Source organism: Kitasatospora sp. NPDC059722 (genome assembly GCF_042733235.1).
In the GTDB taxonomy this organism is placed as follows: domain Bacteria; phylum Actinomycetota; class Actinomycetes; order Streptomycetales; family Streptomycetaceae; genus Kitasatospora.
In genome coordinates this window covers 18,702-41,896 of record NZ_JBHWGD010000030.1, presented here as the reverse complement: position 1 = coordinate 41,896, position 23,195 = coordinate 18,702, and the positions used below count along the sequence as shown (strand labels likewise).

19 protein-coding genes and 3 tRNA genes are annotated in these 23,195 nt (G+C 73.8%); 9 read left to right on the top strand and 13 right to left on the bottom strand.

The annotated features are described in order from the left end of the window. Positions 1-56 precede the first annotated feature (56 nt). Positions 57-758, top strand: a complete 702-nt coding sequence (locus ACFV4F_RS20440; protein ID WP_380440614.1) for a tyrosine-protein phosphatase — start codon at positions 57-59, stop codon at positions 756-758. A 70-nt stretch (positions 759-828) separates the two neighbouring features. Then, the gene (locus ACFV4F_RS20435) at positions 829-3,975 is read left to right on the top strand and encodes a DUF3427 domain-containing protein (protein WP_380504244.1); all 3,147 of its coding nucleotides are present in this window, start codon (positions 829-831) and stop codon (positions 3,973-3,975) included. Between the two features lie 13 nt (positions 3,976-3,988). On the opposite strand, the gene ACFV4F_RS20430 is transcribed toward ACFV4F_RS20435, so the two are convergent. Both ACFV4F_RS20430 and ACFV4F_RS20425 read right to left on the bottom strand, forming a co-directional pair. After that, positions 3,989-4,429 carry an RICIN domain-containing protein gene (locus tag ACFV4F_RS20430; RefSeq protein WP_380504242.1) on the bottom strand — a complete coding sequence of 147 codons (441 nt, stop codon included), beginning with the start codon at positions 4,427-4,429 and terminating at the stop codon, positions 3,989-3,991. Next, entirely contained in the window at positions 4,422-5,576 is a 1,155-nt protein-coding gene (locus ACFV4F_RS20425; protein WP_380504239.1) for a low temperature requirement protein A, read from the bottom strand. The genes ACFV4F_RS20430 and ACFV4F_RS20425 overlap by 8 nt, the downstream gene beginning before the upstream one ends. A gap of 122 nt (positions 5,577-5,698) precedes the next feature. On the opposite strand from ACFV4F_RS20425, the gene ACFV4F_RS20420 reads away from it, so the two are divergent. Beyond that, on the top strand, positions 5,699-6,793 hold the full coding sequence (locus tag ACFV4F_RS20420; RefSeq protein ID WP_380440622.1) for a hypothetical protein: 1,095 nt from the start codon (positions 5,699-5,701) through the stop codon (positions 6,791-6,793). Positions 6,794-6,941: 148 nt separating this feature from the next. Then, positions 6,942-7,280 carry a hypothetical protein gene (locus ACFV4F_RS20415; RefSeq protein WP_380440624.1) on the top strand — a complete coding sequence of 113 codons (339 nt, stop codon included), beginning with the start codon at positions 6,942-6,944 and terminating at the stop codon, positions 7,278-7,280. A 16-nt stretch (positions 7,281-7,296) separates the two neighbouring features. On the opposite strand, the gene ACFV4F_RS20410 is transcribed toward ACFV4F_RS20415, so the two are convergent. From ACFV4F_RS20410 to crcB (ACFV4F_RS20385), 6 genes are all read right to left on the bottom strand, one after another. After that, positions 7,297-8,121 (bottom strand): TIGR02452 family protein, encoded by an 825-nt coding sequence (locus tag ACFV4F_RS20410; protein WP_380440626.1) that lies wholly within the window; start codon positions 8,119-8,121, stop codon positions 7,297-7,299. A 233-nt stretch (positions 8,122-8,354) separates the two neighbouring features. Then, the gene (locus ACFV4F_RS20405; protein ID WP_380504236.1) at positions 8,355-10,448 is read right to left on the bottom strand and encodes a DEAD/DEAH box helicase; all 2,094 of its coding nucleotides are present in this window, start codon (positions 10,446-10,448) and stop codon (positions 8,355-8,357) included. A 195-nt stretch (positions 10,449-10,643) separates the two neighbouring features. Continuing rightward, on the bottom strand, positions 10,644-11,351 hold the full coding sequence (locus ACFV4F_RS20400; protein WP_380440630.1) for a hypothetical protein: 708 nt from the start codon (positions 11,349-11,351) through the stop codon (positions 10,644-10,646). A gap of 283 nt (positions 11,352-11,634) precedes the next feature. Then, entirely contained in the window at positions 11,635-12,009 is a 375-nt protein-coding gene (gene crcB / locus ACFV4F_RS20395) for a fluoride efflux transporter CrcB (RefSeq protein ID WP_380504233.1), read from the bottom strand. Further along, complete coding sequence (locus ACFV4F_RS20390; RefSeq protein ID WP_380504230.1) at positions 12,006-12,392, bottom strand: DUF190 domain-containing protein; 387 nt, start codon at positions 12,390-12,392, stop codon at positions 12,006-12,008. Before ACFV4F_RS20390 ends, crcB (ACFV4F_RS20395) begins: the two co-directional genes overlap by 4 nt. An 83-nt stretch (positions 12,393-12,475) precedes the next feature. Continuing rightward, positions 12,476-12,976, bottom strand: a complete 501-nt coding sequence (gene crcB / locus ACFV4F_RS20385) for a fluoride efflux transporter CrcB (protein ID WP_380504227.1) — start codon at positions 12,974-12,976, stop codon at positions 12,476-12,478. A gap of 70 nt (positions 12,977-13,046) precedes the next feature. Between crcB (ACFV4F_RS20385) and ACFV4F_RS20380 the strand changes: the two genes are divergently transcribed. The 5 genes from ACFV4F_RS20380 to ACFV4F_RS20360 all read left to right on the top strand — a co-directional run bounded on the left by ACFV4F_RS20380 (position 13,047) and on the right by ACFV4F_RS20360 (position 17,352). Beyond that, positions 13,047-13,388, top strand: coding sequence for a metallopeptidase family protein (locus ACFV4F_RS20380; protein ID WP_380440755.1), 342 nt, complete (start codon positions 13,047-13,049; stop codon positions 13,386-13,388). A 138-nt stretch (positions 13,389-13,526) separates the two neighbouring features. After that, positions 13,527-13,599 (top strand) — tRNA-Glu (locus ACFV4F_RS20375). Between the two features lie 66 nt (positions 13,600-13,665). Further along, a tRNA-Asp gene (locus ACFV4F_RS20370) sits at positions 13,666-13,739 on the top strand. 27 nt (positions 13,740-13,766) lie between these two features. After that, positions 13,767-13,840, top strand: a tRNA-Phe gene (locus ACFV4F_RS20365). Positions 13,841-14,544: 704 nt separating this feature from the next. Continuing rightward, a complete protein-coding gene (locus ACFV4F_RS20360; protein ID WP_380504224.1) occupies positions 14,545-17,352 on the top strand; it encodes a helix-turn-helix transcriptional regulator in 2,808 nt (935 codons plus the stop codon). Between the two features lie 39 nt (positions 17,353-17,391). On the opposite strand, the gene ACFV4F_RS20355 is transcribed toward ACFV4F_RS20360, so the two are convergent. Genes ACFV4F_RS20355 through mpaB form a run of 5 tightly spaced genes read right to left on the bottom strand, consistent with a single transcriptional unit; the run spans position 17,392 to position 22,958 of the window. Further along, positions 17,392-18,693: a YcaO-like family protein gene (locus tag ACFV4F_RS20355; RefSeq protein ID WP_380504221.1), complete on the bottom strand. Its 1,302-nt coding sequence runs from the start codon at positions 18,691-18,693 to the stop codon at positions 17,392-17,394. After that, a complete protein-coding gene (locus tag ACFV4F_RS20350) occupies positions 18,690-19,856 on the bottom strand; it encodes an iron-containing alcohol dehydrogenase (protein WP_380504218.1) in 1,167 nt (388 codons plus the stop codon). Before ACFV4F_RS20350 ends, ACFV4F_RS20355 begins: the two co-directional genes overlap by 4 nt. Continuing rightward, positions 19,853-21,121, bottom strand: coding sequence for a daptide-type RiPP biosynthesis aminotransferase (mpaD, locus tag ACFV4F_RS20345; protein WP_380440644.1), 1,269 nt, complete (start codon positions 21,119-21,121; stop codon positions 19,853-19,855). Before mpaD ends, ACFV4F_RS20350 begins: the two co-directional genes overlap by 4 nt. Then, the gene (gene mpaM / locus ACFV4F_RS20340; RefSeq protein ID WP_380504215.1) at positions 21,118-21,921 is read right to left on the bottom strand and encodes a daptide-type RiPP biosynthesis methyltransferase; all 804 of its coding nucleotides are present in this window, start codon (positions 21,919-21,921) and stop codon (positions 21,118-21,120) included. The genes mpaD and mpaM overlap by 4 nt, the downstream gene beginning before the upstream one ends. Then, positions 21,918-22,958: a daptide biosynthesis RiPP recognition protein gene (gene mpaB / locus ACFV4F_RS20335; protein WP_380504212.1), complete on the bottom strand. Its 1,041-nt coding sequence runs from the start codon at positions 22,956-22,958 to the stop codon at positions 21,918-21,920. Before mpaB ends, mpaM begins: the two co-directional genes overlap by 4 nt. Positions 22,959-23,195 lie beyond the last annotated feature (237 nt).

Genomic DNA, 23,195 nt, shown 5'->3' with positions numbered 1-23,195 from the left:
AAAGGCCTCCTCCGGTTTCCTTCCGCCATCACCGCCCGCACCCGTACCGTGGTGCCATGACCGACGCCATCGACGCCTTCATCGACATCCCCGGCGTGCGCAACTTCCGCGACGCCGGGGGCATCGGCACCCTCCGCCGCGGTGTGCTCTACCGCTCCGGCTCCTTCCACACCCTCACCGAGGAAGGCGCCCGGCGCCTCAAGGCCCTCGGTCTGCGCACCGTGGTCGACCTGCGCAGCGCGTTCGAGCTGGAGGTCTGGCCCGACCTGCGGCACGGCCTCGACCACGAGACCCTCCACGTGCCGACCCTTCCCGCCGACCGCGAGGACGACGAGCACCCGTGGCCCGAGGACCAGGCCGCGCTCTACCCCTTCATGGCCCGCACCGGCGGCCCGTCGATCGCCGCGACCGTCCGCCGCCTGGCCGCCCCGGAAGCCGTCCCGGCCGTCGTCCACTGCGCGGTCGGCAAGGACCGCACCGGCCTCACCATCGCGGTCGTCCAGTCCCTCCTCGGCGCCTCCGAGGCCGAGATCACCGCCGACTTCCTGCGCTCCAACGCCGGCCTCGGCCTCCTCGACGGCCCCACCCCGTACGTCGACGAAACCGGCACCGAACGCGTCTCCCGCCCGGTCTCCGCCGCCCTCCTCGCCTCTTCCCTCGCCTGGATCGAAACCCACCACGGCTCCATCCCCGCCTACCTCGCCCCCCACGGCATCACCGACACCGACCTCACCGCCCTCCGCACCAACCTCGGGTAACTCGGTGGGCCCTGTCGGGGCCAACTGCTAGAACGGTCTCCAACCGCTTCGTAGGCGTCAGGAGATGTCAGTGTCGGACCCGATCGCTCAACGACAGTCCATCGCGCCCGGCCTCTACGAGAGCGTCGTGACGGTCGATCTCGCCGACCGGCTCGAGGGCCTCAAGAAGTCCGGCTTCCACACCGTCGAGCGTGAGGTGACCTCTGAGTCGGCACCGTTCGTCCTGGCCAGGCACATCGGCACCGAGGTCGAACGGGCGCTCAGGGCCGTGGATCCCAAGCAGCGCGTCGACGTGGCGAACCGGATACTGACCGCCCTTGCCTCCGCCAACGACGCTGACACGGGCCACCAGATCAAGGCGGGCCCGAAGGAGCTCATCGCGGTGGTCGAGGAGCAGGCCGCGGGCGTCTTCCAGGTCCGCCCGCTGACCCCGCTCTCCGAGAACGCCCTGCTGACGAACGCCCCCGAGGAGCGGAGCCTCGGCAGCGAACTGCGCGCAGAACTGGCCACCGCCGACCGCGTCGACCTGCTCTGCGCCTTCGTGAAGTGGCACGGGCTTCGGGTCATCGAAGAGCAACTGCGCCAAGCGCAACAGCGCAACGTTCCGATCCGGGTCATCACCACGACGTACATGGGTGCGACCGAGCGCCGGGCACTCGACCGACTGGTCCGGGACTTCGGGGCCGAGGTGAAGGTCAACTACGAGTTGTACACCACCCGCCTGCACGCCAAGGCATGGTTGTTCCGCCGGAACACCGGCTTCCACACCGCGTACGTCGGTAGCTCGAACCTCTCGAAGGCGGCTCTCCTGGACGGACTGGAATGGAACGTCCGCCTCTCGAACGTCGCCTCGCCGACGGTGCTGCGGAAGTTCGCGGCCACGTTCGACTCCTACTGGAGCAACCCCGATTTCAAGTCGTACGACCCCGACCGCGACGCGGAGGAGCTCGACCGCGCCCTGGAGGCGGCCGGCAAGCCGTGGGACCGGAACGGTGGCCGCACGCTCGACCTGGCCAAGGTCGAAATGCGGCCCCTTCCCCACCAACGGGAGATGCTCGAAGAGCTGGACCGGGCCCGTGCAGTCCACGGGCACCACCACAACCTCCTCGTCTCCGCCACGGGAACCGGCAAGACGTGGCTGGCCGCCTTCGACTACAAGGAACTGGCCAAGACGCTCGGCAAGGAGCCCACGCTCCTCTTCGTCGCACACCGCAAGGAGATCCTCGAACAGGCAGCTGCAGCGTACCGATCGGTCCTGGGAAACGGGAACTTCGGCGAGCTCTACGTCGACGGGAACCGGCCCAAGGAGGGGCGACACGTCTTCGCCAGCATCCAGTCGCTGACCGCAGGAGGAGGCGTCTCGTACCCGGCCGACCACTTCGACGTCCTGGTCATCGACGAGTTCCACCACGCCGCCGCCGACACGTACCGGGCGATCATCGAGCACTTCACGCCACGCGAGTTCCTCGGACTCACCGCCACCCCCGAGCGAGCTGACGGCGTGCGGGTCCAGGACGAGTTCTTCGAGGGCCGCGTGGCCGCCGAACTACGCCTCTGGCAAGCGCTCGCCGACGGCTTGCTCTCCCCGTTCCACTACTTCGGCGTGCACGACAACACCGACCTGCGGGGGGTGGGCTGGCGACAGGGCAGCTATGACCGCGCCGAACTGACGAGGCTCCTCACCCGGTCGAACACGCAGGCCCACCACGTCCTGAACGCCGTCCAGGACAAGGTCAGCGACCCCTTCAACATGCGGGCGCTCGGCTTCTGCGTCTCCGTACGCCATGCCCAGTACATGGCTGACGCGTTCAACGCCGCAGGCCTCAACGCACTCTCACTGTCGGGCGAGACACCGAGCGCGGAGCGGGAGAAAGCCCTCAAGCGTCTTGAGAGCGGCGACGTACAGGTGCTCTTCTCCGTCGATCTCTTCAACGAGGGACTCGACATCCCCAGCGTCGACACCCTGCTCCTGCTGCGCCCCACCTCCAGTGCCACGATCTTCTTGCAGCAGCTCGGCCGCGGGCTGCGCCGTGCCGAGGGCAAGAGCGTGCTCACGGTCCTGGACTTCATCGGATTCCAGCGTCAGGAATTCCGCTTTGAAGACCGCTTCCGGGCACTCACCGGGCATACGAAGCAAGGCATCCAGCGCGATCTCGAACAGGACTTCCCGACGCTCCCCGAGGGCTGCCAGATCCTTCTCGACCGAGTGTCGAAGGACATCGTCCTCAAGAACATCAAGGAACAGCTCAACGCGAACGTCAAAACGCTCGCCCAAGAAGTGCGACAGCACGGGGACACGGCCCTGGCCGGCTATCTCGGCAGGACGGGCCGGAGTCTCCTCGAGGTCTACCGCGCGAAGCACTCCTGGACGGAGATCCGGTTCCGGGCGGGCCTCGGCGAAGACGCACAGAGCCCCGAGGAACGGAAGCTGCTCGAGCGGGTCGTCACGCTCGCCCAGGTCGACGACCCCGAGCGCGTCGAGGCCTACCTCAAGCTCACGGACGACGACGCCCCCGATTTCACCGAGCTCGACCCCCGCATGCAAACGTACGCGGCGATGCTCTTCTTCGCCCTGTGGCCGGACGGTGAAAAATTCTCCTCCATCGCCGAGGGCCTGCGAACCCTCAAGGCTCATCGAGCGCTCCGGAGCGAGCTGCGCGAGGTCTTCGCCCACGGCCTCGAAACGACGACCTACGCCCCCAGGCCCTTGCTGACTGACCTCAGCGCGCTGTCGTCCCAGCCGCTGGCCGTCCATGCTCACTACAGCCGGCCCGAACTGCTTGCAGCGCTGCAATGGGCGGAGCTGGGAAAGTACCTGCCCGCGAAGCACAACGCGGGCGTGGCCTGGTGCCCCAAGGTCAAAACCGACGCCCTCATGATCACCATCGAGAAGGACGAAAAGAGCTTCTCGGAGAACACCCGCTACCGCGACTTCGCTCTCAACGAGGAACTCTTCCACTGGGATTCGCAGAACCAAACGTCCCCGACCTCGCCAACCGGCCGGCGCTACCAGAACCACCGGGAGAACGGCAGTGCCGTGCTGCTGTTCGTCCGTCGGGAAACGGAGAACGAGATCGGTCGACCGAACCCGTACGTCCTGCTGGGACCGGCCGACTACGTTTCCCACGAAGGCGGGAAGCCAATGGCAGTGACGTGGAAGCTGCACACCCCGCTGCCGGCGGACGTGCAGCACTTCACCTCCGTCACCGCCGGCTGACACCCCCCACCGCTTACCCCCGGCGTTCCAGGTGCCACCACTGTGTCGGGGAGTCGGTGTCCGCCCGCTGCTCGACGGCGCCCTCGGTGGCCGTCAGGGGTTTGCCGCTGATGAAGCTCGTGATGGTGTAGGTGCCCGGGGCGTCGTCGTGGTGTTCGAGGAGCCATTCCTGGGCGCCGAAGGCGTTGGCGGACCACTGCTGGATGGGGACGCCGTCGTCGGGGGAGGCGTTGGTGACGTCGAGGCGTTTGCCGCTGTTGGCGTTCTCCAGGTGGTAGAGGGCGCCGCCGGGGTGGACGGCGGTGAGGTGCCAGAGCTGGGCGTCGGTGCCGGTGGCCTCGCCGCAGCGGATGCGGGCTCCGCTGCGGCGGCTGCCGTCGGCGACTTCGAGGAGCAGGCCGTCGGCGGCGTTGCGGATCAGGTAGGCGCCGTCCGTGATCGCGGTGTCAGTCACGGGGGAAGTCTGCCACCGGGGACCGACGGGCTTCGTAGGTGAAGGCGGCGGCGAGGACGGTGGCGGTGGCCGCGACCTGGGCGAGGGCGGAGACGGCGGTGCCGAGCCGGACGGTGGCGAGCAGGAGGGCCGCCGCGACGAGCCGGGGCGCGTTCGGGGTGAGGCGGAAGGTGCGGCGGACGGCGGTGTTGACGACGAGGTAGAGCGCGATGCCGCCGGCGAGGGCGCCGGCCTGCGGGAGGGTGATCGGGGCCCCCGGGTGGGCGACGGCGGACTTGACCCCGGCGGCGAACAGCAGGATGCCGAGCAGGAGTCCGCCATGCCCGAGGTAGTAGACGGTGACGGCGGTCCAGTTGCGGCGCGCGGACGTGAGGGCGGCCATGTGATGCTCGGCGCGGGCGTCGTCGTCGTGCCCGAAGTAGGCCCACCAGAGCCCGACGCACACGGCGAGGCTGAGCAGGGCGACGGCGACGAGGGGCAGGGTGAGGTCCAGGCCGCCGGCGCCGACGCCGATCGCGATGACGGACTCGCCGAAGGCGATGATCACGATCAGTCCGTGGCGTTCGACGAAGTGGTCGGCGCGGAGCCGGAACTCGGGCAGCCGGGCGACCCGCGGGGTCACGAACTGCATGGCGAAGGCGGCGGCCCAGAAGGCGAGTTGGAGGGTGCCCGTGCAGTAGCCGCCGGTCACGACCAGCGCGCCGCCCACCAGGTTGGCCCCGCCCATCCGCAACACGGCGGGCAGCGCGACGCCGGAGGCCGCGAACATGCCGGTGTGCACGGCGACGACCACCAGGTACGCCCAGCCGAACGCGACGCCGCTGCCCTCGAAGGCGTGCGGGACGGACAGCGACATCACCAGGAACGCGCCCATGGCGAGCATGAGGAGGCCGCGCCGGCGGTGGTTGCTGGGCGGCATGGCGTTGGTGAGCCAGATGAAGGCGTCGTACATCCACCAGATGACCGCCAGCATGACGAGCACCTGGACGAGGCCGTCGACGGTGAGGTGGTGGGCCAGGCTGCCGGTGAGCTGGGTGATCGTGAAGACGAAGACGAGGTCGAGGAAGAGTTCGAGCGGGGCGACCTTCAGGGCGGGTTCCGCCTCGGTGCCGGGGCCGGGGACTCGTATCGGATGGGGCGCAGTCACCGCGTGAGTATGCGTCACGGTGCCTTCGCCGCGCCGCTGCTTCTGCCAACGCACGCACCCCATGCGGCCCCGTACGGCCCCCGCTCCGCTCCCCGCACGGCCCGCCGCCTATGCTGCGGCGAATGGCCTCCCAGCACACCCCCACGCCCCATCAGCAGCCCACCTTCGCCGAGGCGGTGGCCGTCCTGGAGGCGGTGGTCGCGGCGGAGGACGAGGAGCGGTTCGGCCCGGCGCTCGGCCTGGTCGGCGGGCTCTTCGGCCCGGCCGGCCCGGAGGAGGTGGCGACCGCCGGGCCCCGGCTGGCGGCGCTGCTGCCGGACGCGCCGCCGTTCCCGCGTTCGCACCTGGCGATGCTCGTGGGCGCCTGCGTCGAGCGGGGCGCCGATCCGTCGGCGTGCGCGGGCCCGGTGCTGGCCGGTCTGCGGGGCGCGTTGACGGGCGCGCAGCGGCTCGTGGAACGGTGGGAGGCGACGGGCGGCGGTCCGCTGCCCGATCCGGAGGAGGACGACCCGGGCGCGGCCCACGGGCGGATCGCGGATCCGGCCGTCCTGGACGCCTGGCAGGCGCACCTGGCCGTCGTCGGCTGGTGGACGCTGGAGCTGTGGCAGCGCGCCGCGTGGGCGGTGCTGGCGCACGCGCCGGTGCGGGCGGAGGCGCGCGCCTCGGGCGTGACGGCCGTGCTGCTGGAGTTGATCGCCCGGTACGGCGGTGAGCGGCACGACCTCAAGGGCCTCTCGTACCTGGCCCAGGTGCTCGACGACGAACCGCTGCTGGTGCTGGACCGGCCGACGGGCACGGGCTACCTGCTCCGCATGGACGGCCTGAGCGACACCTTCCAGCTGCACACGCTCCTCGCCGACGTGCTGATCGGCGGCGGCCACCTGCCGGGCGTCCGGCAGGACCCGGAGGTCGTGGCGCTGTGCCGCACGGCGCACCCGGACGGCCGCCGCCTGATCGCGGCCGGCGCGTTCAACCTGGTGGCGCCGGACGGCTCGTGGCTCTGGAACGAGGGGACGCCGGCCGACATCCCGGTGCTGGACGGTGTTCGGACGCTGGTGCTGGAGCCGCAGCCGTACGAGCGGACGTGGTCGGCGGGCCGGTTCATCCCGGACCTCCCGGGCGACCTGCGGCTGGAGCGCGTGCTGTCCCCGGCGGAGGCGGCCGAGCGGCTGTCGCGGACGGTGCCCGCGCAGACCGCCGCGCAGGCGTTCCGCTAGGACCACGGCAGTAAGCACCAAGGACCACGGCAGTAAGCACCAAGGGCCACGGCACTAGGCACCAAGGGCCGCGAGCGGGCGCCCGAGCGCGTGGGGTTATGGTCGGAAGCCGGAACGCATCCCCCCGAGCGGACGAGTGGAGTCGACGATGGCGAAGGTCCCGAACGTGATCGCGGACGGCGCGCCCGCCGCCCTGACCGCCGCGAGCGGCCTGGTCGGCGGCTACGGCGTGGCCCGCTGGACCGGGCGGCGCGAGCTGGGCGGCGCGGTGCTGGCGGTGGCCGGTGCCGGGGCGGCCGCGCAGTGGCACCGCCGTTCGGGCGCGCGGACGGCGGCCGTGCTGACCGGGCTGTACGTGGTGGCCTTCGGCGGCTCGCACCCGCTGGCGAAGCGGATCGGCGCGTGGCCGTCCGTGTTCGCCGTCACCGGGGTGGTCGCCGCCGCCTCGGCCGTGGCGACGGCGCTGTCCGGCCGCGCCGAGGCCTGACCGGCCGCCGAAGCGCTCAGCCGGTGAACCGGGCCTCGAACGCGGCCCGGTTCGCCGACACCGGCGAGCGGTCCCACACCGCGAACACGACGCGCTCGAAGGCGGCCCCGTACCGGGCCAGCGCGCCCTCGAAGGCCTCGGCGACCTCCGCCGGGTCGTTGCCGAACACGCCGCAGCCCCACGCCCCGAGCACCAGCGTGCGGACCTCGTGCCGGGCCGCCGCCGCGAGCACCCGCACGGCCCGCTCGGCGAGCACGCCGCGGACGTCGACGCCGGGCGAACGCCGGGCCAGCTGGCCCGCGTTGGGCGCGGGCGAGGTCAGGAACGTGACGGGGTAGGGCCGGGCGAGGAGGGCGCCGCCCTCGCCCCGGACGACGGGCACGCCGGGCGAGACGATCACCCGGTGGCTGTACCGGAGGTCGGTGGAGGCGCGGTGCGCCTCGTAGTAGTCGGGCGCCTCCAGCAGGCAGGTGTAGAGGAGCGCGCTGCGGCAGAGGTCCTCCTCCTGGGCGCGGGCGCCGCGCAGGTATCCGCCGCCGGGGTTGCGCGCGGACGCGAAGTTGAGCACCCCGACCGGTCCCGCGCCGGCCTCGACCAGGCGCCGCGCGGCCTGGACGCTGCCCTCGGCCGTCACCTCGACCGCCCCGCGGCCCGGCCCGGGACCGGGGCTGCCGGCCCGTAGGAGGGCGTCCAGCGCGGCCGGCGCGTACGACACCGTCCCGGCCCGGGCCGCCGCCAACTGATCGCCCACCTCGACGAGTTCGCCCCCGGTCGCCCGGTAGCTCCCCCGCGCGGCGATCTCCTCGTTCACCACGGCCACACCGTGCAGTCTGCTGCTCATGGGCCCGACGCTAATGGACTTCCCTCAGCCCGCGCCACAGGTTATTCTCACTCCAAGAACAACACCTCGGGGGGAAACGTCCAGAGGGTCCCAGGGGGGTATCGGGGGATATCGGGGACCCAGGGGGGACGCCGGGGAAGTTCCGGGGGGAACGCCGAAGGGCCCGCTCCACCAAGTGGAGCGGGCCCTTCGTCCGTCAGCCGGCGGTTTCGTCAACTACCGGCGGTACGGGTTCAGTTCTTCCAGCGCGGCTTGCGGTCGTCGCGGTTGAAGCCGCCGCGGTCCTCGCGGTTGAAGCCGCCGGAGCGGGCGCCGCGGTCGTCACGGTCACGGCCGCCGCCGAAGCCCGAGGACTGCGGACGGCCGCCGGAGCGGTGGTCGTCGCGACGCGCGAACGGACGGCTGCTGCTGCCGCGCTCGTCGCGGTCACGGCCGAAGGACGGGCGGTCGCCGAAGGAGCGGGCCGGACGGTCGCCGAAGGAACGGCCGCCACGGTCGTCGCGGTCACGGTTGAAGCCGCCGCGGTCGTCACGGTTGAAGCCACCGGAACGGGCACCGCGGTCACCGCGGTCGTCGCGGTTGAAGCCACCGGAGCGGGCGCCGCGGTCGTCACGGTCACGGCCGCCGAAGCCACCGCGGTCACGGTCGAAACCGCCCGAACGACGGTCGTCGCGGTCACGGTCGCGGCCGAAGGCCGGACGCTCGCTGCGGGCCTCGCGGTAGGCCGGGGTCCGCTCCTCGGCGGCCGGGCCGGACTGCGCCGGCACGGCGACCGCGGCGTCGGCGGCCGGGGCACCCTCGGCGACGGCGTCGCCCTCCGCGGCCGGGGTCTCGTCCTCGATGCCCAGCTCGGCCCGCTCGCGCGCCGCACGGGCGGCGAGGCGGTCGGCCTCCTCGCGCAGCTCGGTGGCGCGGCGCTGCGCGCGCTCCAGCTGGCGGGTCATGTCGGCGAGCTCGCGCTCGGCGGCACCGGCGATGTTCGCGGCGCTCTCGGCCTGCACCTCGGTCAGCGAGCGGGCGCCGGTGATCTTGGCGACCTCGGCGTCGAACGCGTGGTCCAGGATGTGGCGGCTGGCGTCGACGCCCGCGTCCTCCATGAGGCGGAAGACGCCGCGGCGCTGGTGCGGCAGCACCAGGGTGACGACGGCGCCGGAGCGGCCGGCGCGCGCGGTGCGGCCGGAGCGGTGCAGGTAGTCCTTGTGGTCGCCGGCCGGGTCCACGTTGAGGACCAGGTCGATGCCGTCGACGTGGATGCCGCGGGCGGCGACGTCGGTGGCGACGACGACGTTGACGTAGCCGTCCTTGAAGTCGCCGAGGACGCGGGTGCGGGCGCCCTGGGTCATGCCGCCGTGCAGCGCGTCGGCCTTCACGCCGGCCTCGATGAGCTGCTCGGCGACGCGGTCGGCGCCCATCTGGGTGCGGACGAAGATGATCGTGCGGCCCTTGCGGGCGGCGATCGCGTTGGTGATCGGCGCCTTGTCCTTGGGCTTCACCACGAGGATGTGGTGGGTCATGGTGGTGACGGCGCCGGCCGACGGGTCGACCTCGTGGGTGACCGGGTTCTTCAGGTAGCGCTTGACCAGGGTGTCGATCTCGTTCTCCAGGGTGGCGGAGAACAGCAGGCGCTGGCCGCCGGCCGGCACCTGGTCGAGGATCTCGGTGACCTCGGGCAGGAAGCCCATGTCGGCCATCTGGTCGGCCTCGTCGAGCACGACGGTGCGGACGTCGGCCAGCTTGGCGCTGCCGCGGTTCAGCAGGTCGCGCAGACGGCCGGGGGTGGCGACCAGGATGTCGACGCCGCGCTCCAGCGCGTAGATCTGGTTCGACATCGAGGTGCCGCCGCAGACGACCTTGAGCTTGAGCCCGAGCACCGAACCGAACGGCTCCAGCGCGTCGGCCACCTGCATGGCCAGCTCACGGGTCGGGACGAGGATCAGGCCGCGCGGGTGCTTGGGCTTGGTGCGCTCGCCGTCGGCGAGGCGGGTGAGCAGCGGCAGACCGAAGCTGAGGGTCTTGCCGGAGCCGGTGCGGCCGCGGCCGAGCACGTCCTTGCCGGCCAGGGCGTCCGGGATGGTCGCGGCCTGGATCGGGAACGGGGTGGTCACGCCGCGCTTGGCGAGGGCGCGCACGACGTCGTCGTGCAGGCCCAGGTCGCCGAAGGTGATGGTGGGCTCGGCGGACTCGACGGCGTCGGACTCGACGACCTCGACGACCTCGGTCTCGGTGGTCTCGACGGCCTCGACGGCGTCGGACTCGGGGGTGGTGGTGACATCGGCGGCGGACTCGCTCGCGGGCATGGCGAAGCGGGCGTCGTCAACGAGAGACATGCAAAACCTTCCGGAAGTGGCACGCGCCAAAGTCCGGGGTTCTGTTTCACAACCGCCTCTATGCGGTCAGCCACGGATCGCCGGTACGCGCCAAGGGCGCCAGATGGGAGTAGGGCGCCAGACAAATGAATCAAACGAACGATCTACCACCATAGAGGATCCTCGGGATCGGAGGCAAATGCCCTGGCCATCCCCCTAATGCGGGGCCGGGCGGGGGCTCGGGGCCGAGGAACCGGAGCTGCCGGAGGACGGTTCCGGGGCCGGCGGGACGGTCGCGGCGGGCGAGGAGTGCTCGGGCTCGGGGGTCGTGGACGGGTGAGCGCTGGGCGTGGCCGAGGGGGCGCCCGAAGTGCCGCCGCCGGACCGGCCCTCGCCGGTGCCACCGGCGCCGGAGCCCGCCGAGCCGCCCGTGCCCGCCGTTCCGCCGCCCGCCGACGAGCCGCCGCCCGGCTTGGGTGCGGGGCTGGCGCTCACGCCCCCGGCCGCGCCGTTCGCGCCCGGCGATCCCTCCGCCGCGGGGGCGCCCGGCACCGGGATCACGCCCGCCGTGGCCGCGTTCGCGCCCGGCGCCGGCTCGCCCGGAGCCTGTGACGTGCCCCCGGCGGGCGCGTTCTCCGTCTGCGAGCCCCCCTGCCGCTCCGAGCGCCCGGACGCACCCCCGAGGTGCCCGCCGCCCGCCGGGGCCGAGGGGCCGCCCGTCGCCCCCGGCTTGGCCGCCGGACCGGCCTGGCCCACCGGCGCGACGCCGCCGGGCTTCTCCTCCGCCGCCGGGCCGACCGACATGCACCCCGTCAACCCCAGCCCGGCCACCGCCAGCAACGCCGCCGCCCGCACCACACCGGTCCGCAGGTGCGCGCCCCGCGCCTGCTCCGCCGCCTGCGCCCGCGCCGAAACCGTACGCACCGCCGTCCGAACCGCCCGCACCGAAGCCACCGAGCTCCCTCTCTACCGCCCCACCCTGGCCGCCCCGTGCGCGCGGCCGCTCCCGGTGCCCAACGCGCGCCGGGCCCGGCGGGACACGGGCGGCGCACGAGGAAGCCGCTGGCCGCCAACCACCCGGCCCAACGCCGTTGGTTCAAACGCGTGTCGGTTGGAATTCACCCCTGCGGGGGAGCGCAGAACGGCGGCCCGTCACTCCCGAGAGCGTCAGCCCAGAGCACCACCCCATCAAGTCACCCCCAGAGCGTCACCCCCAGAGCGCCGAGGCCAGCTCCGCCCCCGCGTAGACCGCCGCCAGGCCGGCCACCAGACTGCCGGCCACGTTCGCCACCGCGTACCGCCCGGCCCCGGTCTCCACCAGCCGCAGCGTCTCGTACGAGAACGTCGAATACGTCGTCAGCGCCCCGCAGAACCCCGTCCCGACCAGCAACTGGACGTGCGGGGACGCGGCCCCCGCCGCGACCGCACCGGTCACCAGGCCCAGCACCGCGCAGCCGACGACGTTCACCACGAACGTCCCCCACGGGAACACCGAGTCGTGCCGGGACTGCACCGCCCGGTCCGTCAGGTACCGCATCGGCGCCCCGACCACGGCCCCCGCCACCACCAACAGCCAGTTCACTTCCCGTCCTCCCCGGCCCCGGGCGCTCCGGCCGCACCGGCCGCGCCCGCCGAACCCGTCCGCCCGACGTACCGCACGACCTCGCACGGGTCGAGCACCACCAGCCCCTCGGCGACCAACTCGTCCAGTTGCGGCAGGAAGCCCCGCACCCGCTGCTCCTCGTCCACGATCACCACCGCCACCGGCAGGTCCTCGCTCAGCGACAGCAGCCGCGTCGTGTGCACCAGCGACGACGCCCCGAACCCCTCGATCCCCCGGAAGACGCTCGCCCCGGCCAGCCCGGCGGCGCGCGCCCGGTGCACGATCTCGCTGTACAGCGGCCGGTGGTGCCAGCGGTCGTTCTCCCCGACCAGCACCGTCAGCCGCAGCGCCGGGCCGCTCATGCGCCCGCCTCGCTGCGCTCGGCGGTCGCTTCGCGAAACGCGCACCTCTTGGTCTGTTCGCTCGCTCCGCTCGCTCACGTCACTCATGCCCCACCGCCTTCCCGAGCGCCGCGGTGGATCAGACGCCGCGTCACCACGGCCGCCGTCCAGACCGCGAGGAGCGCCCCCGCCAGCGTCAGCCCGAGGTACGCCAGGCCGGGGCCGAGCCGGTCCGCCTCGATCAGGCGCCGGATGTCCACCGCGTACGTCGAGAACGTGGTGAACCCGCCCAGCACGCCCGTCCCGAAGAACGGCCGCAGCAGCGGGTGCGCCGGGCGGCCCTCGGTGATCGCCACCAGGAAGACCCCGATCACCGCGCAGCCGACCACGTTGATCAGCAGCGTCGTCCACGGGAACGCGCTCGGCCCGTCCGTCCACGCCAGCCCGGCCGCGTACCTGGCCACCGCGCCGACCGCCCCGCCCAGCGCGATCACCGCGACGGCCGGCCCTTGCCCGCGCAGCACCGGCGGGCGCGGCCGCGCCACCGCCGCGACCGGCGGCACCGTCCGTGCCACGTCGTCCACCGTCCCGTCCGAGGTCGTCATAGGGCCATGAAACACCGGCTCCCACCACCTGGCACGCCCCCGTCCCAGAACCGACAATGATCCGGTGGAGATGACCCGGGAAGAGTTCGAGACGCTGGTCGGCGACGCGCTCGACCTGATTCCCCCGCAGCTCGCGGCCATGATGGACAACGTCGCGGTGTTCGTCGAGGACGAGCCGGACCCCGCCGACCCCGAGCTTCTCGGCCTCTACGAGGGCACCCCGCTCACCGAGCGCGGCGAGTGGTACGCCGGGGTCCTCCCGGACCGGATCATCATCTACCGCGGTCCCACCCTCCGGCACTGCGAGACCCGCGAGGAGGTCGTCGAGGAGGTCCGCATCACCGTGATCCACGAGGTCGCCCACCACTTCGGCTTCGACGACCACGAGCTCCACGACCTCGGCTGGTCCTGACCCCTCCCGGAGGGCCGCCGGCACCCGGCCCGACCGGCCGCCGCTCCACCCGGCCGGAACCCGTTTTGGCGATCCGCCCGACATCCCATATGCTTCTCGACGTCCCCGAACGCTGGAACACAGCGGGACAGGCCGCAAGCCCTCATCGTCTAGTGGCCCAGGACGCCGCCCTTTCAAGGCGGTAGCACGGGTTCGAATCCCGTTGGGGGCACGCAGTACCGCAGTACCCGTAGTAAAGTGCAGTGCCGCAAGACCTGGTGGCCCACCAGCCACCTAAGGTCCCGTGGAGCAGTTGGTTAGCTCGCCACCCTGTCAAGGTGGAGGTCGCGGGTTCAAGTCCCGTCGGGATCGCTCGTCTCGCAAGAGACGGTGCAGTACGGCCAGGTAGCTCAGTTGGTACGAGCGTCCGCCTGAAAAGCGGAAGGTCGCCGGTTCGACCCCGGCCCTGGCCACCGCCAGGAAGGCCCCGGAGAGATCACTCTCCGGGGCCTTCGCCGTTTGCGCGTGCCATCAGCAGGCGGGCCGTGTGACGCGGATCATGATCTCCGCCTTCCGCCGCACCCCGTCCACCGCACCCGCCACACCCGCCACCACGGCCCCCGGAGCGGGCCGAGCGGGCCCTTCGAGCCGGAGGACGCCCGGGGGCACCAGGGGGCGCCAGAGGACCCGCCAGGGCCCCCAACCCCCGGAGCACACCGGTGGGACGCCCGGCCGGCCCTTCGAGCGCCGACGGCCGGCCACATCGACCACCAACGGCCCGCCCTTCGTCCGACGCCGGGATATGCGGCCTCCGGACCGTGCGCGCAGCACCGTTTTCAAAGGCCGTTTATACGTCCGCATCCGGTGAATAATGCGGCCCTGATTTCGAATTTTCCAGAGCGTCGCATAAATATGCAGACCCGGCGGATTTGAATGTCATGTACAGCCGCCCTGACGCCCGGTCACCCCTGTGACCTGGTGCGGTATAGTTCCGCTCATCTGGGGGGATGCGCGCGGTTGTCAGTGGAACGGGCTACGGTTCCACTGAATTCACAGCGCGGCCGACATCGGTGCGGGGATCTCCCAGGAACACCGTGGAACGGCTACGCCGAGGTCGCGATCCCCATCGCATCGCGCCGCGGCGGCGCAGCCATGAATGCAATTTCGGGGGAATGCATTGGCGCAATCAAGGACCTTTCTCGCCGACCGGGACAATGAGTTCCGGGAACTGCTCGACGCGCTCTCCGAGGTCCGGTCCGGGCGCGCGGCCGTCACCGTGGTCGACGGCCCCTCGGGGCTGGGGAAGACCGCTCTCCTCGACGCCCTGGGCCGGGAGGCGCGGGACCAGGAGATGACGGTGTTGAGGGCCCGCTGCAGCATCGTCGAGCGCGACTTCCACTTCGGCGCCGTCCGCCAGCTCCTCGCTCCCGTGCTCGGCGCTCCGGCCGCGCGGCGCCCGGCCGCCGCGCAGAAGGCGGAGGCGGTGCTGGAGGGGATGCCCTACCGGATGCCCGAGCCCGGTTCGGCGGCCGCCGACTTCGACCGGCTGGCGTCGCTGTGCGCGCCCGTCCTGCAACTGGCCGAGGAGCGGCCGGTGGTCCTGGCGGTGGACGACGTCTGCTGGGCCGACGAGTACTCGTCCCAGTGGCTGGCGTTCCTGGCGCGCCGACTGGACGACGTCCCGGTGCAGCTCGCCGTCGTTTCCCGGGGCTCGCTGCCGAACGCCGGCGGTGAGCTGGTCCACGAGCTGATGCAGCACCCGGCGTGCCGGGTGGTCCAGCCCGGGCTGCTGACCGTGGAGGGCGCGGCCCGGGTCGTCGCCGAGGGCGTCGGTCCCGGGGCCGCCGAGGCGTTCGGCCCGGAGTTCCACGCGATGACCGGGGGCAACCCCGCCCTGGTCGCCGCCCTGGTCCGCGAGCTGGGCAGGACGGGCGGGCTGCCGGAGACCACCGGGCTCGTTCGCCCCGGCGCGGTCGGTGAGCGGGTGCTGCCGACCGCGTTGCGGGCCCTGCTCCGCCGGGAGCCGCCCGTGGTGCTGCGGGTGGCCGGTCTGCTGGCCGAACTGGGCGTCGACACCGGGACCGACGTCCTGCGGACCGTCACCGGGCTGGAACAGCCGCTGCTCGACCATGCGGTGACCGCCCTGGAGGGCAGCGGGCTGCTCGCCGCCGGTCCGGCCGGGCGGTTCTGCCACCCGCAGGTCTCGGAGTCGCTCGCCGGCCTGCTCGCGGCCACCGACCGGGCCATCGCGCACGCCGACACCGCACGGGCGCTGTTCCGGGCCCGGGCGGCCGCGGAACGGATCGCGGCCCACGTGGTGGCCGGCGCGAGCACCGGCGAGCCGTGGCGGGTGGAGGTGCTGCGCCGGGCCGCACGGTCCGCGGGCGAGCGGGGCGACACGGCCGCGGCCGTCCGCTTCCTCCGGCACGCGCTCACCGAGACCGCCTCGACGGAGGTCCGGCACCGGCTCCTGGTGGAGCTGGGCACCGCCGAGGCCCACAGCGACCTGAACGACTGCGTGCGGCACCTCGGCGAGGCCGAGACCCTGAGCACCGATCCCGAGCAGCGGGCGGAGTTCGTGCCGTTGCTCGCTCGCGCCCTGGTCCAGTCGGGGCTGCCCCGCCCGGCGATCGACCTGCTCGACCGCACGGCGGCGGAACTCTCCGACACGAACCGGCTGCTGCTGCCGATCCTGAGCCTGCGCGCCGTCATTCCCGACGGGGGACGGCCCGCCTGCTGGGGCTCCCTGACCACCCGCGGGCCGCGGGCGGAGCCCACCGGCCGGACGCCGGACGAGCGCGGGCTGCTGGCGGCGCTCGCGATGCGGTCCGTGATCGCCCTGGACGGCGCCGACCGTGCCGGGGAACTCGCCGGGAACGCCCTGCGCGGGTTCCACCCGGCGCAGGACCAGGCCCAGACCGCCGTGCTGGCCGTGACCGCCCTGCTCGACGCCGACCGGATCGAGACCGCCCGTCGCGGGGCCTCGGAGATCCGGGCGGCCGACCTCGCGCACTGGCCGCCGGCCGCGCGGGCGGTGACGGCCGCGGTCCGGGCACGGCTGCGCCACCGGACCGGTGAGCTGGCCGCGGCCCTGGACGAGGCCGAGCACGCCCTGGCCCTGTCGGACGAGCCGCACCCGTACCTGCCGCACGTCGTCGCGGCCGCCGTGCAGGTCCTGCTGGAGACCGACCGGGTCGAGGCCGCGGCGGAGCTCGTCGAACGCGTCGCCGGGGCCGCCGGCCACGCCGGCTGGACGTGGCCGTACTTCCTGGAGGCCCGCGCGCGCGTGCGCATGGCCCAGGGGCAGGCCGCGGCGGCGCTGCGGGACCTCATGGAGTGCGGACGGCTCATGGAGGAGCTCTGGGGGGACAATCCGGGCCGGATCGCCTGGCGCTCCCGGGCGGCGGTCATCGAGCACCGGCTGAACCGCCCGGAGGCGGCCCAGGAGTTCGCCGCCCAGGAGGTGGAGCAGGCGCAGGCCTGGGGTGCCCCGGTGGTGCTGGCCCGGGCCCTGCGGGTGGCCGCGCTGGTCGGTCCCAGGGCGCTGGCCCGGACGGGCCTGGAGGACTCGGTGGCGCTGCTGGAGAACGCGTCCGATCCGCTGGAGCTCGCCCGATCGGTGACGGCGCTCGGCACCCTGCTCGCGGCCACCGGGCACACGGACGCCGGACGGGCCCGGTTGCGCCAGGCCCTCGCGCTCACCCAGGCCGCCGGGGCCACCGCGCTGGCGGGCCGCGTGCACAACGAGCTGCTGGCCACCGGCGCCCGCCCGCGGCGGCTCCCGCAGGTCGGGCCGGAGTCGCTGACCCCGAGTCAGCAGCGGATCGCCCGACTGGCCGCCGAGGGGCTGAGCAACGAGGACATCGCGGCCCGGCTCTACATCACCCGGCGCACGGTGGAGTTCCATCTGACGCACGTGTACCGGAAGTTGTGCATCGACGGACGGGTCGGCCTGCGCGCCGCGCTGTTCGGGGAGGCGGCCTAGGCGCTGGCCGGCCCGGGGCTCCCCGGGCCGGCCAAGGCGCTAGATCAGCGGATGCGGCTCCCGGCGGCCCTCGGGTGCGAGGGGTGTGAGGCCGGTCCTGGCGCCTGCGGACGCGAGCCGGCCGCGGTGCCAGTTGAAGGCGCAGGACTCGTCCAGCCGCAGGGGTTGCAGGCCCTCGGGCACGATCTTGACCGCGTGCCAGCCCATGCGGACGAGCGCCTCGGGCAGCCGGTGGGTGAGGTCGACCGCCACCGGCCGCACGCCCTGCTCCGCGAGTGCCCGCACCAGCCCGTCGACGGTGAGCCCGTCCGGTGCGGCACCCGCTCCGGCGTCGGCGAGGAGCCGCGCCTCCTCCGGGACGAACCCGGCGGCCCAGGACGCCACCGCCGCCGCGCCGTGCTCGGAGGCGAAGTACTGCGCGCGTTCGAGCTCGGTGCGCGGCTGCGCGGTCGGCGCGTCCGCGGGGTCGTTGCGGTTGACCAGGCGGAGCGCGGAACGGATCTGCATGGCTTCCTGCAGGGCCTTGCCCAGAGCGGTGCAGGCGTCCCCGGACGCGCAGGCGCCGACGGCCGCGAGCCGCCCGGGGCCGTCCGTGTCGACGATCACTGCGGTGGCGCAGTGGACGCCGGGCAGGCCGGTGGGGATCCAGGCCAGCACCGGTCGCAGTCCGGCGGCGGATGCCGCCCGGTGGGCGAGCCGGAGCCGCTGCCGGCCGGGGGTCGCCGGGCTCTGCCGCAGGACGGCCTCCGGGTCGGCCACGGGCAGCGGCAGCCGGCACTGCCAGGCGGTGATGAGCGCGTCCCGCTCGATCACCTCCAGCAGGGCCGACAGCAGGGCCTGCTCGGGGGTCGCTCCGGAGGCGGCTCCCGACGGGGACGGGTCGAAGCCCGCCGCGTCGTCCGGGTGGGCCGGGTAGTCGACCAGGCCCGCCGGGACGTGCACCCCGCCGCCGTCGACGAGCGACCGGCCCGGGTACCAGCGCAGTTCCCGGCGGGCCGCGGCCGGGTCCGCCAGCTCGGCGCCCTTCCGGGTGAAGTCCAGGGCGGAGCCCGCCAGTTCGGCCGCCGAGGCGACCGTCACCGGGTCGCCCGCCGGGTACAGGGCGAAGCGCTCCACCGCCTCGCCCGCGGCACGCACCAGGGTGTCGCCGCGCGAAGCGCCGTACGCGCCGACCACCTCGCGGGCGAGCGTGCTCCCTTCGCGGGAGGCGGCCCCGGTGCGCGCCGGGTGCAGTTCCACCAGGCCCTGCCAGAGCGGCTCGTCCGGCAGGCGGGGCGGGCGGAGCGCGCCGGCCGCGGCCAGGCCGTTGTGCGGGTCGAGCGTGGCGATGAAGTCGATCACGGGGCTGCCTCGAGGACCTCGGCGTACAGTTCGGTGAGCTCGTGGACGGTGAAGCCGGCCAGCATGGGCAGGCCGCCGCCCCAGGCGCGGGCGGCCGCCCTGGCCAGGTCGGCGGGCGCGGGCGCGGGGCCGGCGAACGCGTCGACGCCCCAGTCGGCCGCCAGCGTCCTGATGCCGTGGACGGGGTCGTCCGCCAGCCCGGGCGCTCCGGCCCTGACGGCGTCCCAGGCCTGCCGGAGCCGTTCCCGGTCACCGAGCCTGGCGTCGCCGGCCATGATCCGGCGCCACACCACGGGCAGGACGGCGGCGGTGGCGGCCATCTTGCGCACGCCCGCGCTCGCGGACAGCTCGTTGGCCAGGAACCAGGTCTTCGCGGCGAAGGGGTCGCGGCCGACCATGCTCAGTCCGAGGACGGTCCGCGCGCTCAGCACGGCGACCTCGGCCGCCGGCCGTCCGGTGCTCCCGGCTGCCGCGAGTTCCCGCAGCAGGTCGCGGGCCTCGGTCTCGGCCGCCGCCGGGCAGCGCCTTCCGGGAATCGTCAGGTAGGCGTTGGCCATGCGCATCATCGCCTCCAGCGTCCCCTCCCGCAGGAGGGGGCCCGGGAGGGAGGCGGTCGCGACCGGGTCCAGCACCGCCGTGTCGGCGGACAGCAGGGGATGCATGACGAGCTTGCGGCGGCCCTCGACCAGCACCGTGGCGGCGCAGCTCACCTCGGCGGCGGTGCCGACGGTGGTCGGGACCGCGACGAGCTCCGGGTACGGTCCGGCGAGCGGTTCGGCCGGGCCGCCGTGCACCAGTCCGGGACGGGGACCGCCGAGCCGGATCCGCGTCGGCGTGCCGGGGGCGGCGGTGAACAGCCGGGCCAGTGCGGCCTGGTCCAGCACCGCGCCGCCGCCGACCACGACCACGCGCTCGAACTCGCGCAGCTGCCCGGCGAGGACGACGGCGCTGTCCAGGTCACCGGCCAGGGGGTCGACGCGGATCACCTCCCCGTCGTGGGGGAGCGATTCGGCGAGACCGGGCTGGTCGGCGTCCACGACGAGGACCGTCCGGTGGGAGCGGACCCGCCGCCACACCTCGGCCAGCGCGCCCTCGCCGAAGTGGATCTGCGTGCGCTGGCGCCAGACCGCCGGCGGCCCGGGGCGGTCGGTCCCTCCGGTCACCGGTGCCCCACCCGTCGGGAGGTCTCGGCGAGGCCCTCGGCCACCGCCTCGGCCAGGTCGGCGTGGTCCTGCTCCGTGCTGGTGAGGACCGGGATGAGCTGGACGGCGCCGGGGCCGGGGTAGACCAGGGCGCCGTGCGAGCGGATCGCCGCGATCGCGCCCTGGACGGCCCGGCCGTCCAGCGGGTCGCCGTCGGCGTCGCGCAGGTGCAGGGCGCGGAAGCAGCCGACGCCGGTGGTCCTGGCCACCAGCGGCAGCCGGTCGGTCAGTTCGGCGAGGAGCGCGTCCAGGGCGGCGGCGGTCCGTGCGCCGGCGGCCAGGGCGTCGAGCTCGTCGAACTGCCGGAGCGTGGCCGAGACCGCGGCGCAGCTGGCGGGGCTGCCGGCCTGGGTCTCGGCGTGGACCAGGATCGCGTCCCGCCGCTCGAACCCCTCGGCGACGGCGTGCGAGACGAGCACGGCCGAGGCGGCGCAGCTGCCGTTGGTCAGGCCCTTGGAGGTGAGGAGCAGGTCCGGTGCCTCGGCCCAGCGCGAGCTGGCGAACAGCGGGCCGGTCCGGCCGAAGCCGGTCGCCACCTCGTCCGCGACCAGCAGGAACCCGTGCTCGCGCCGCAGCCTGATCATGGCCTCGACGAAGGCGTCGGACAGCGGGTGCGCCCCGGACCCGAGGACCGGCTCGCACACCAGCGAGGCGACGCGGGAGCCGTGGCGGGCCATGAACCGCTCGAGTTCCTCCGGGTCCGCCGGGTCGACGTGCCGGACGTTGCGCAGGTCGACGCCGTACAGCTGCTGGTCGAGCGCCTCCCCGGTGAGGGAGTGGGCCCCGTACGTCAGCCCGTGGTAGCTGCCGCGCAGGCCGACGACGAGCTTGCGCTCCGGCTGGCCCCGGAGCACCGCGTACTGGCGGGCGAGCTTCATCGCGAGGTCGTTCGCCGCCCCGCCGGAGGTGGAGAACACGGCGCGCCGGTAGGCCGTTCCGGCGGCGGCGACCAGGTCCTCGGCGGCCCTGACCGCGTAGTCGTGCGAGTAGCGGAACAGGCTGAGGTAGGAGGCGTCCCGGCCGGTGGCGGCGATCGCGTCGCCGATCGCGTCGTTGCCGTAGCCGAGGTTGACGTTCCACAGGCCGCTGGTGGCGTCCAGCACCTCGGTGCCGTCGGCGAAGCGCAGCCGGGTGCCGCGGGCGCCGGTGGCCCGGCGGTCGACCCGGCCGAACTCGCTGGGCGGGAGCAGGAACTCCCAGAGCGGATAGGTGTTCACGGTGGTCACGCGGGCCTCCTGGCGGTCAGCACGAACAGGGGCGAGCCCTCGGCCATCCGGCGCACGGGGTGGACTTCGACGGCCGGGAACCCGGCGTCGGACAGCTCCTGCCGGAGCGTGTCCAGGTCGGGCGTGTGGACGGTGGAGGTCAGCAGCAGGGGCCGGCCCTCGCGCCCGAGGTGCAGGACGGCCACCCGGCGGCGCTGCAGGTGCGGTTCCTGGTACTCGACGAGGAAGTCCACGGCGTCGGCGGTGGTCATGGGGTGCACGGCCTCGGTGGGCGCGGCCGCCGGGGGGTGGAGGCTGAGGACGAACTCGCCCCCGGGCTCCAGGTGGTCGTGGACGCGGCGCAGGAAGGCCGGTCGTACCTCGGGCGGCACCAGTCCGATGGTGGTGGTGCCGAGGACCGCGGCCCGGAAGGTCCGGCCCAGGTCCAGCTCGAACATGTCGGCCTCGACGGTCTCCAGCCGCTGCGCCAGGTGCCGGGCGGCGGGGTCGGCGAGGCGCCGGGTCAGCTCGGCGAGCAGGGAGGCGGACAGGTCCAGCGCGGTGACCCGGTGCCCTGCGGCGAGCATCGGGATGGTCAGCCGGCCGGAGCCGCAGGCGAGTTCGAGGACCGGGCCGGACACGCCGCGCAGCCGGGTAAGCAGATCGGGGATCTCGCTGGTGTCGTGGACGGTGAGCCGGTGGTACACCGGCCCGCCCAGGGGTCCGTACATGTCGGTGACGGTGAGCGAGGTGCCGAGGGCGGCGGCGATCCGGCCGGCCAGGCCGGGCAGCGCCGCCGGTTCGATGGTGCCGGTGCTCATCGGTCGCCCTCCGCACGGGCCGGCGAGCCGCTGCCGCCGAGGCGGGCGGTCAGGTCGGCGTGCAGTTCCGCCGCCCGGGACGGGGTCACCTGGAACAGCCGGGCGGCTTCGGCCGCGGCCTGCTCCGCCTCGTCCAGCACCGCGAAGACCTCCAGCAGCCGGGCGGAGTCCCGTCCGAGCCGGAACAGCCGGGAGCCGTCGGCCGGCACGGCGTAGCAGGTGCCGTCGTGTTCGGTGATCAGCGGCGCGTCCACGGCCTCGACCGGCGCCGTCGGCAGCCCGGGGGTGAGGCGCACGCCGAACCCGGACACCGTCGGCTCGCCGCCGAACCGGCCGGCCAGCCGCCGGCGGACGTCGAGCGCCCGGAGGTAGCGGCCGAGCCAGGGCCGGGAGGCCGCGCCGGCCAGCAGGACGGACCGCTCCAGCACGCCGTCGAGCGTGGGATCGCCGCCGTGCGCGGCCAGGGCCATGGCCACCGCCTCCGCGCCGTCCTCCACCCGGGCCAGGTCGCTGCCGCCGATCCCGGTGCGGACCGTTCCGTCCGTCGTGACGTACAGCCGCCCGGTACCCGGCCGGCGGGCGGGCGCCGCCAGGGCGCCGATGTCGGCCAGGTGGACGGAGGAGTGGCCGAGCGCGGCGGCCCAGACGCCGCCGTGCGCCGCCCGGTCCGCGTCGGCGAGGAACGCCGCGTGGTCCGCCTCGCCGGTGATCCGCACGACCGTCGGACCCGCGATCGACAGGTACGGCAGCGAGCAGTAGTCGAAGGTCTGCACGTAGACCTCGTCGGCCACCGACAGCTCGTCACCCGGGTGCGCCAGGCCGCCCCCGACGGAGATCCCCGGCACCCCGGTGCCACCGCCGTCGGCGTCCTCCGCGAACAGCCAGGCCCCGGGAGCGACCAGGCCGGCGGCGAGCACCGGGTCCACGTCGCCGCCCGGCTCGACCAGCACGCCGCCCGGATTCCGCCGGTCCGGCGCCGTGTCGCCGGCGAACCATTCACAGAGCCGGTCCACGCCCTCGCGGAGCTTTTCCTCCACCGCTGTTCTCCCTCTCCGATTGCCGCCGGCGTCGCCTTTTCCCGGCGTGCCCGATCAGGACGAACGTACGGCCGGAAAGCCCATCGGGAACACCGTTGAACGACCCTGGAGTCGACCACAGGTATTTGTCCGCGCCTCCGCAGCGAAGAGCCGTCGGACACGTAGCGATCCCCGAAGCAAAAACCGCAAGGTGTTCCCACCGGCCGCGCCGGGGGCCAGGATTGGGAGCAACACCGC

Coding starts and splice junctions, on each gene's coding strand:
- ACFV4F_RS20440 (WP_380440614.1), top strand. CDS start 57: ATGACCGACGCCATCGACGCCTTCATCGACATCCCCGGCGTGCGCAAC.
- ACFV4F_RS20420 (WP_380440622.1), top strand. CDS start 5,699: ATGGCCTCCCAGCACACCCCCACGCCCCATCAGCAGCCCACCTTCGCC.
- ACFV4F_RS20415 (WP_380440624.1), top strand. CDS start 6,942: ATGGCGAAGGTCCCGAACGTGATCGCGGACGGCGCGCCCGCCGCCCTG.
- ACFV4F_RS20410 (WP_380440626.1), bottom strand. CDS start 8,121: ATGAGCAGCAGACTGCACGGTGTGGCCGTGGTGAACGAGGAGATCGCC.
- ACFV4F_RS20405 (WP_380504236.1), bottom strand. CDS start 10,448: ATGTCTCTCGTTGACGACGCCCGCTTCGCCATGCCCGCGAGCGAGTCC.
- ACFV4F_RS20390 (WP_380504230.1), bottom strand. CDS start 12,392: ATGAGCGGCCCGGCGCTGCGGCTGACGGTGCTGGTCGGGGAGAACGAC.
- crcB (WP_380504227.1), bottom strand. CDS start 12,976: ATGACGACCTCGGACGGGACGGTGGACGACGTGGCACGGACGGTGCCG.
- ACFV4F_RS20380 (WP_380440755.1), top strand. CDS start 13,047: ATGACCCGGGAAGAGTTCGAGACGCTGGTCGGCGACGCGCTCGACCTG.
- mpaM (WP_380504215.1), bottom strand. CDS start 21,921: ATGAGCACCGGCACCATCGAACCGGCGGCGCTGCCCGGCCTGGCCGGC.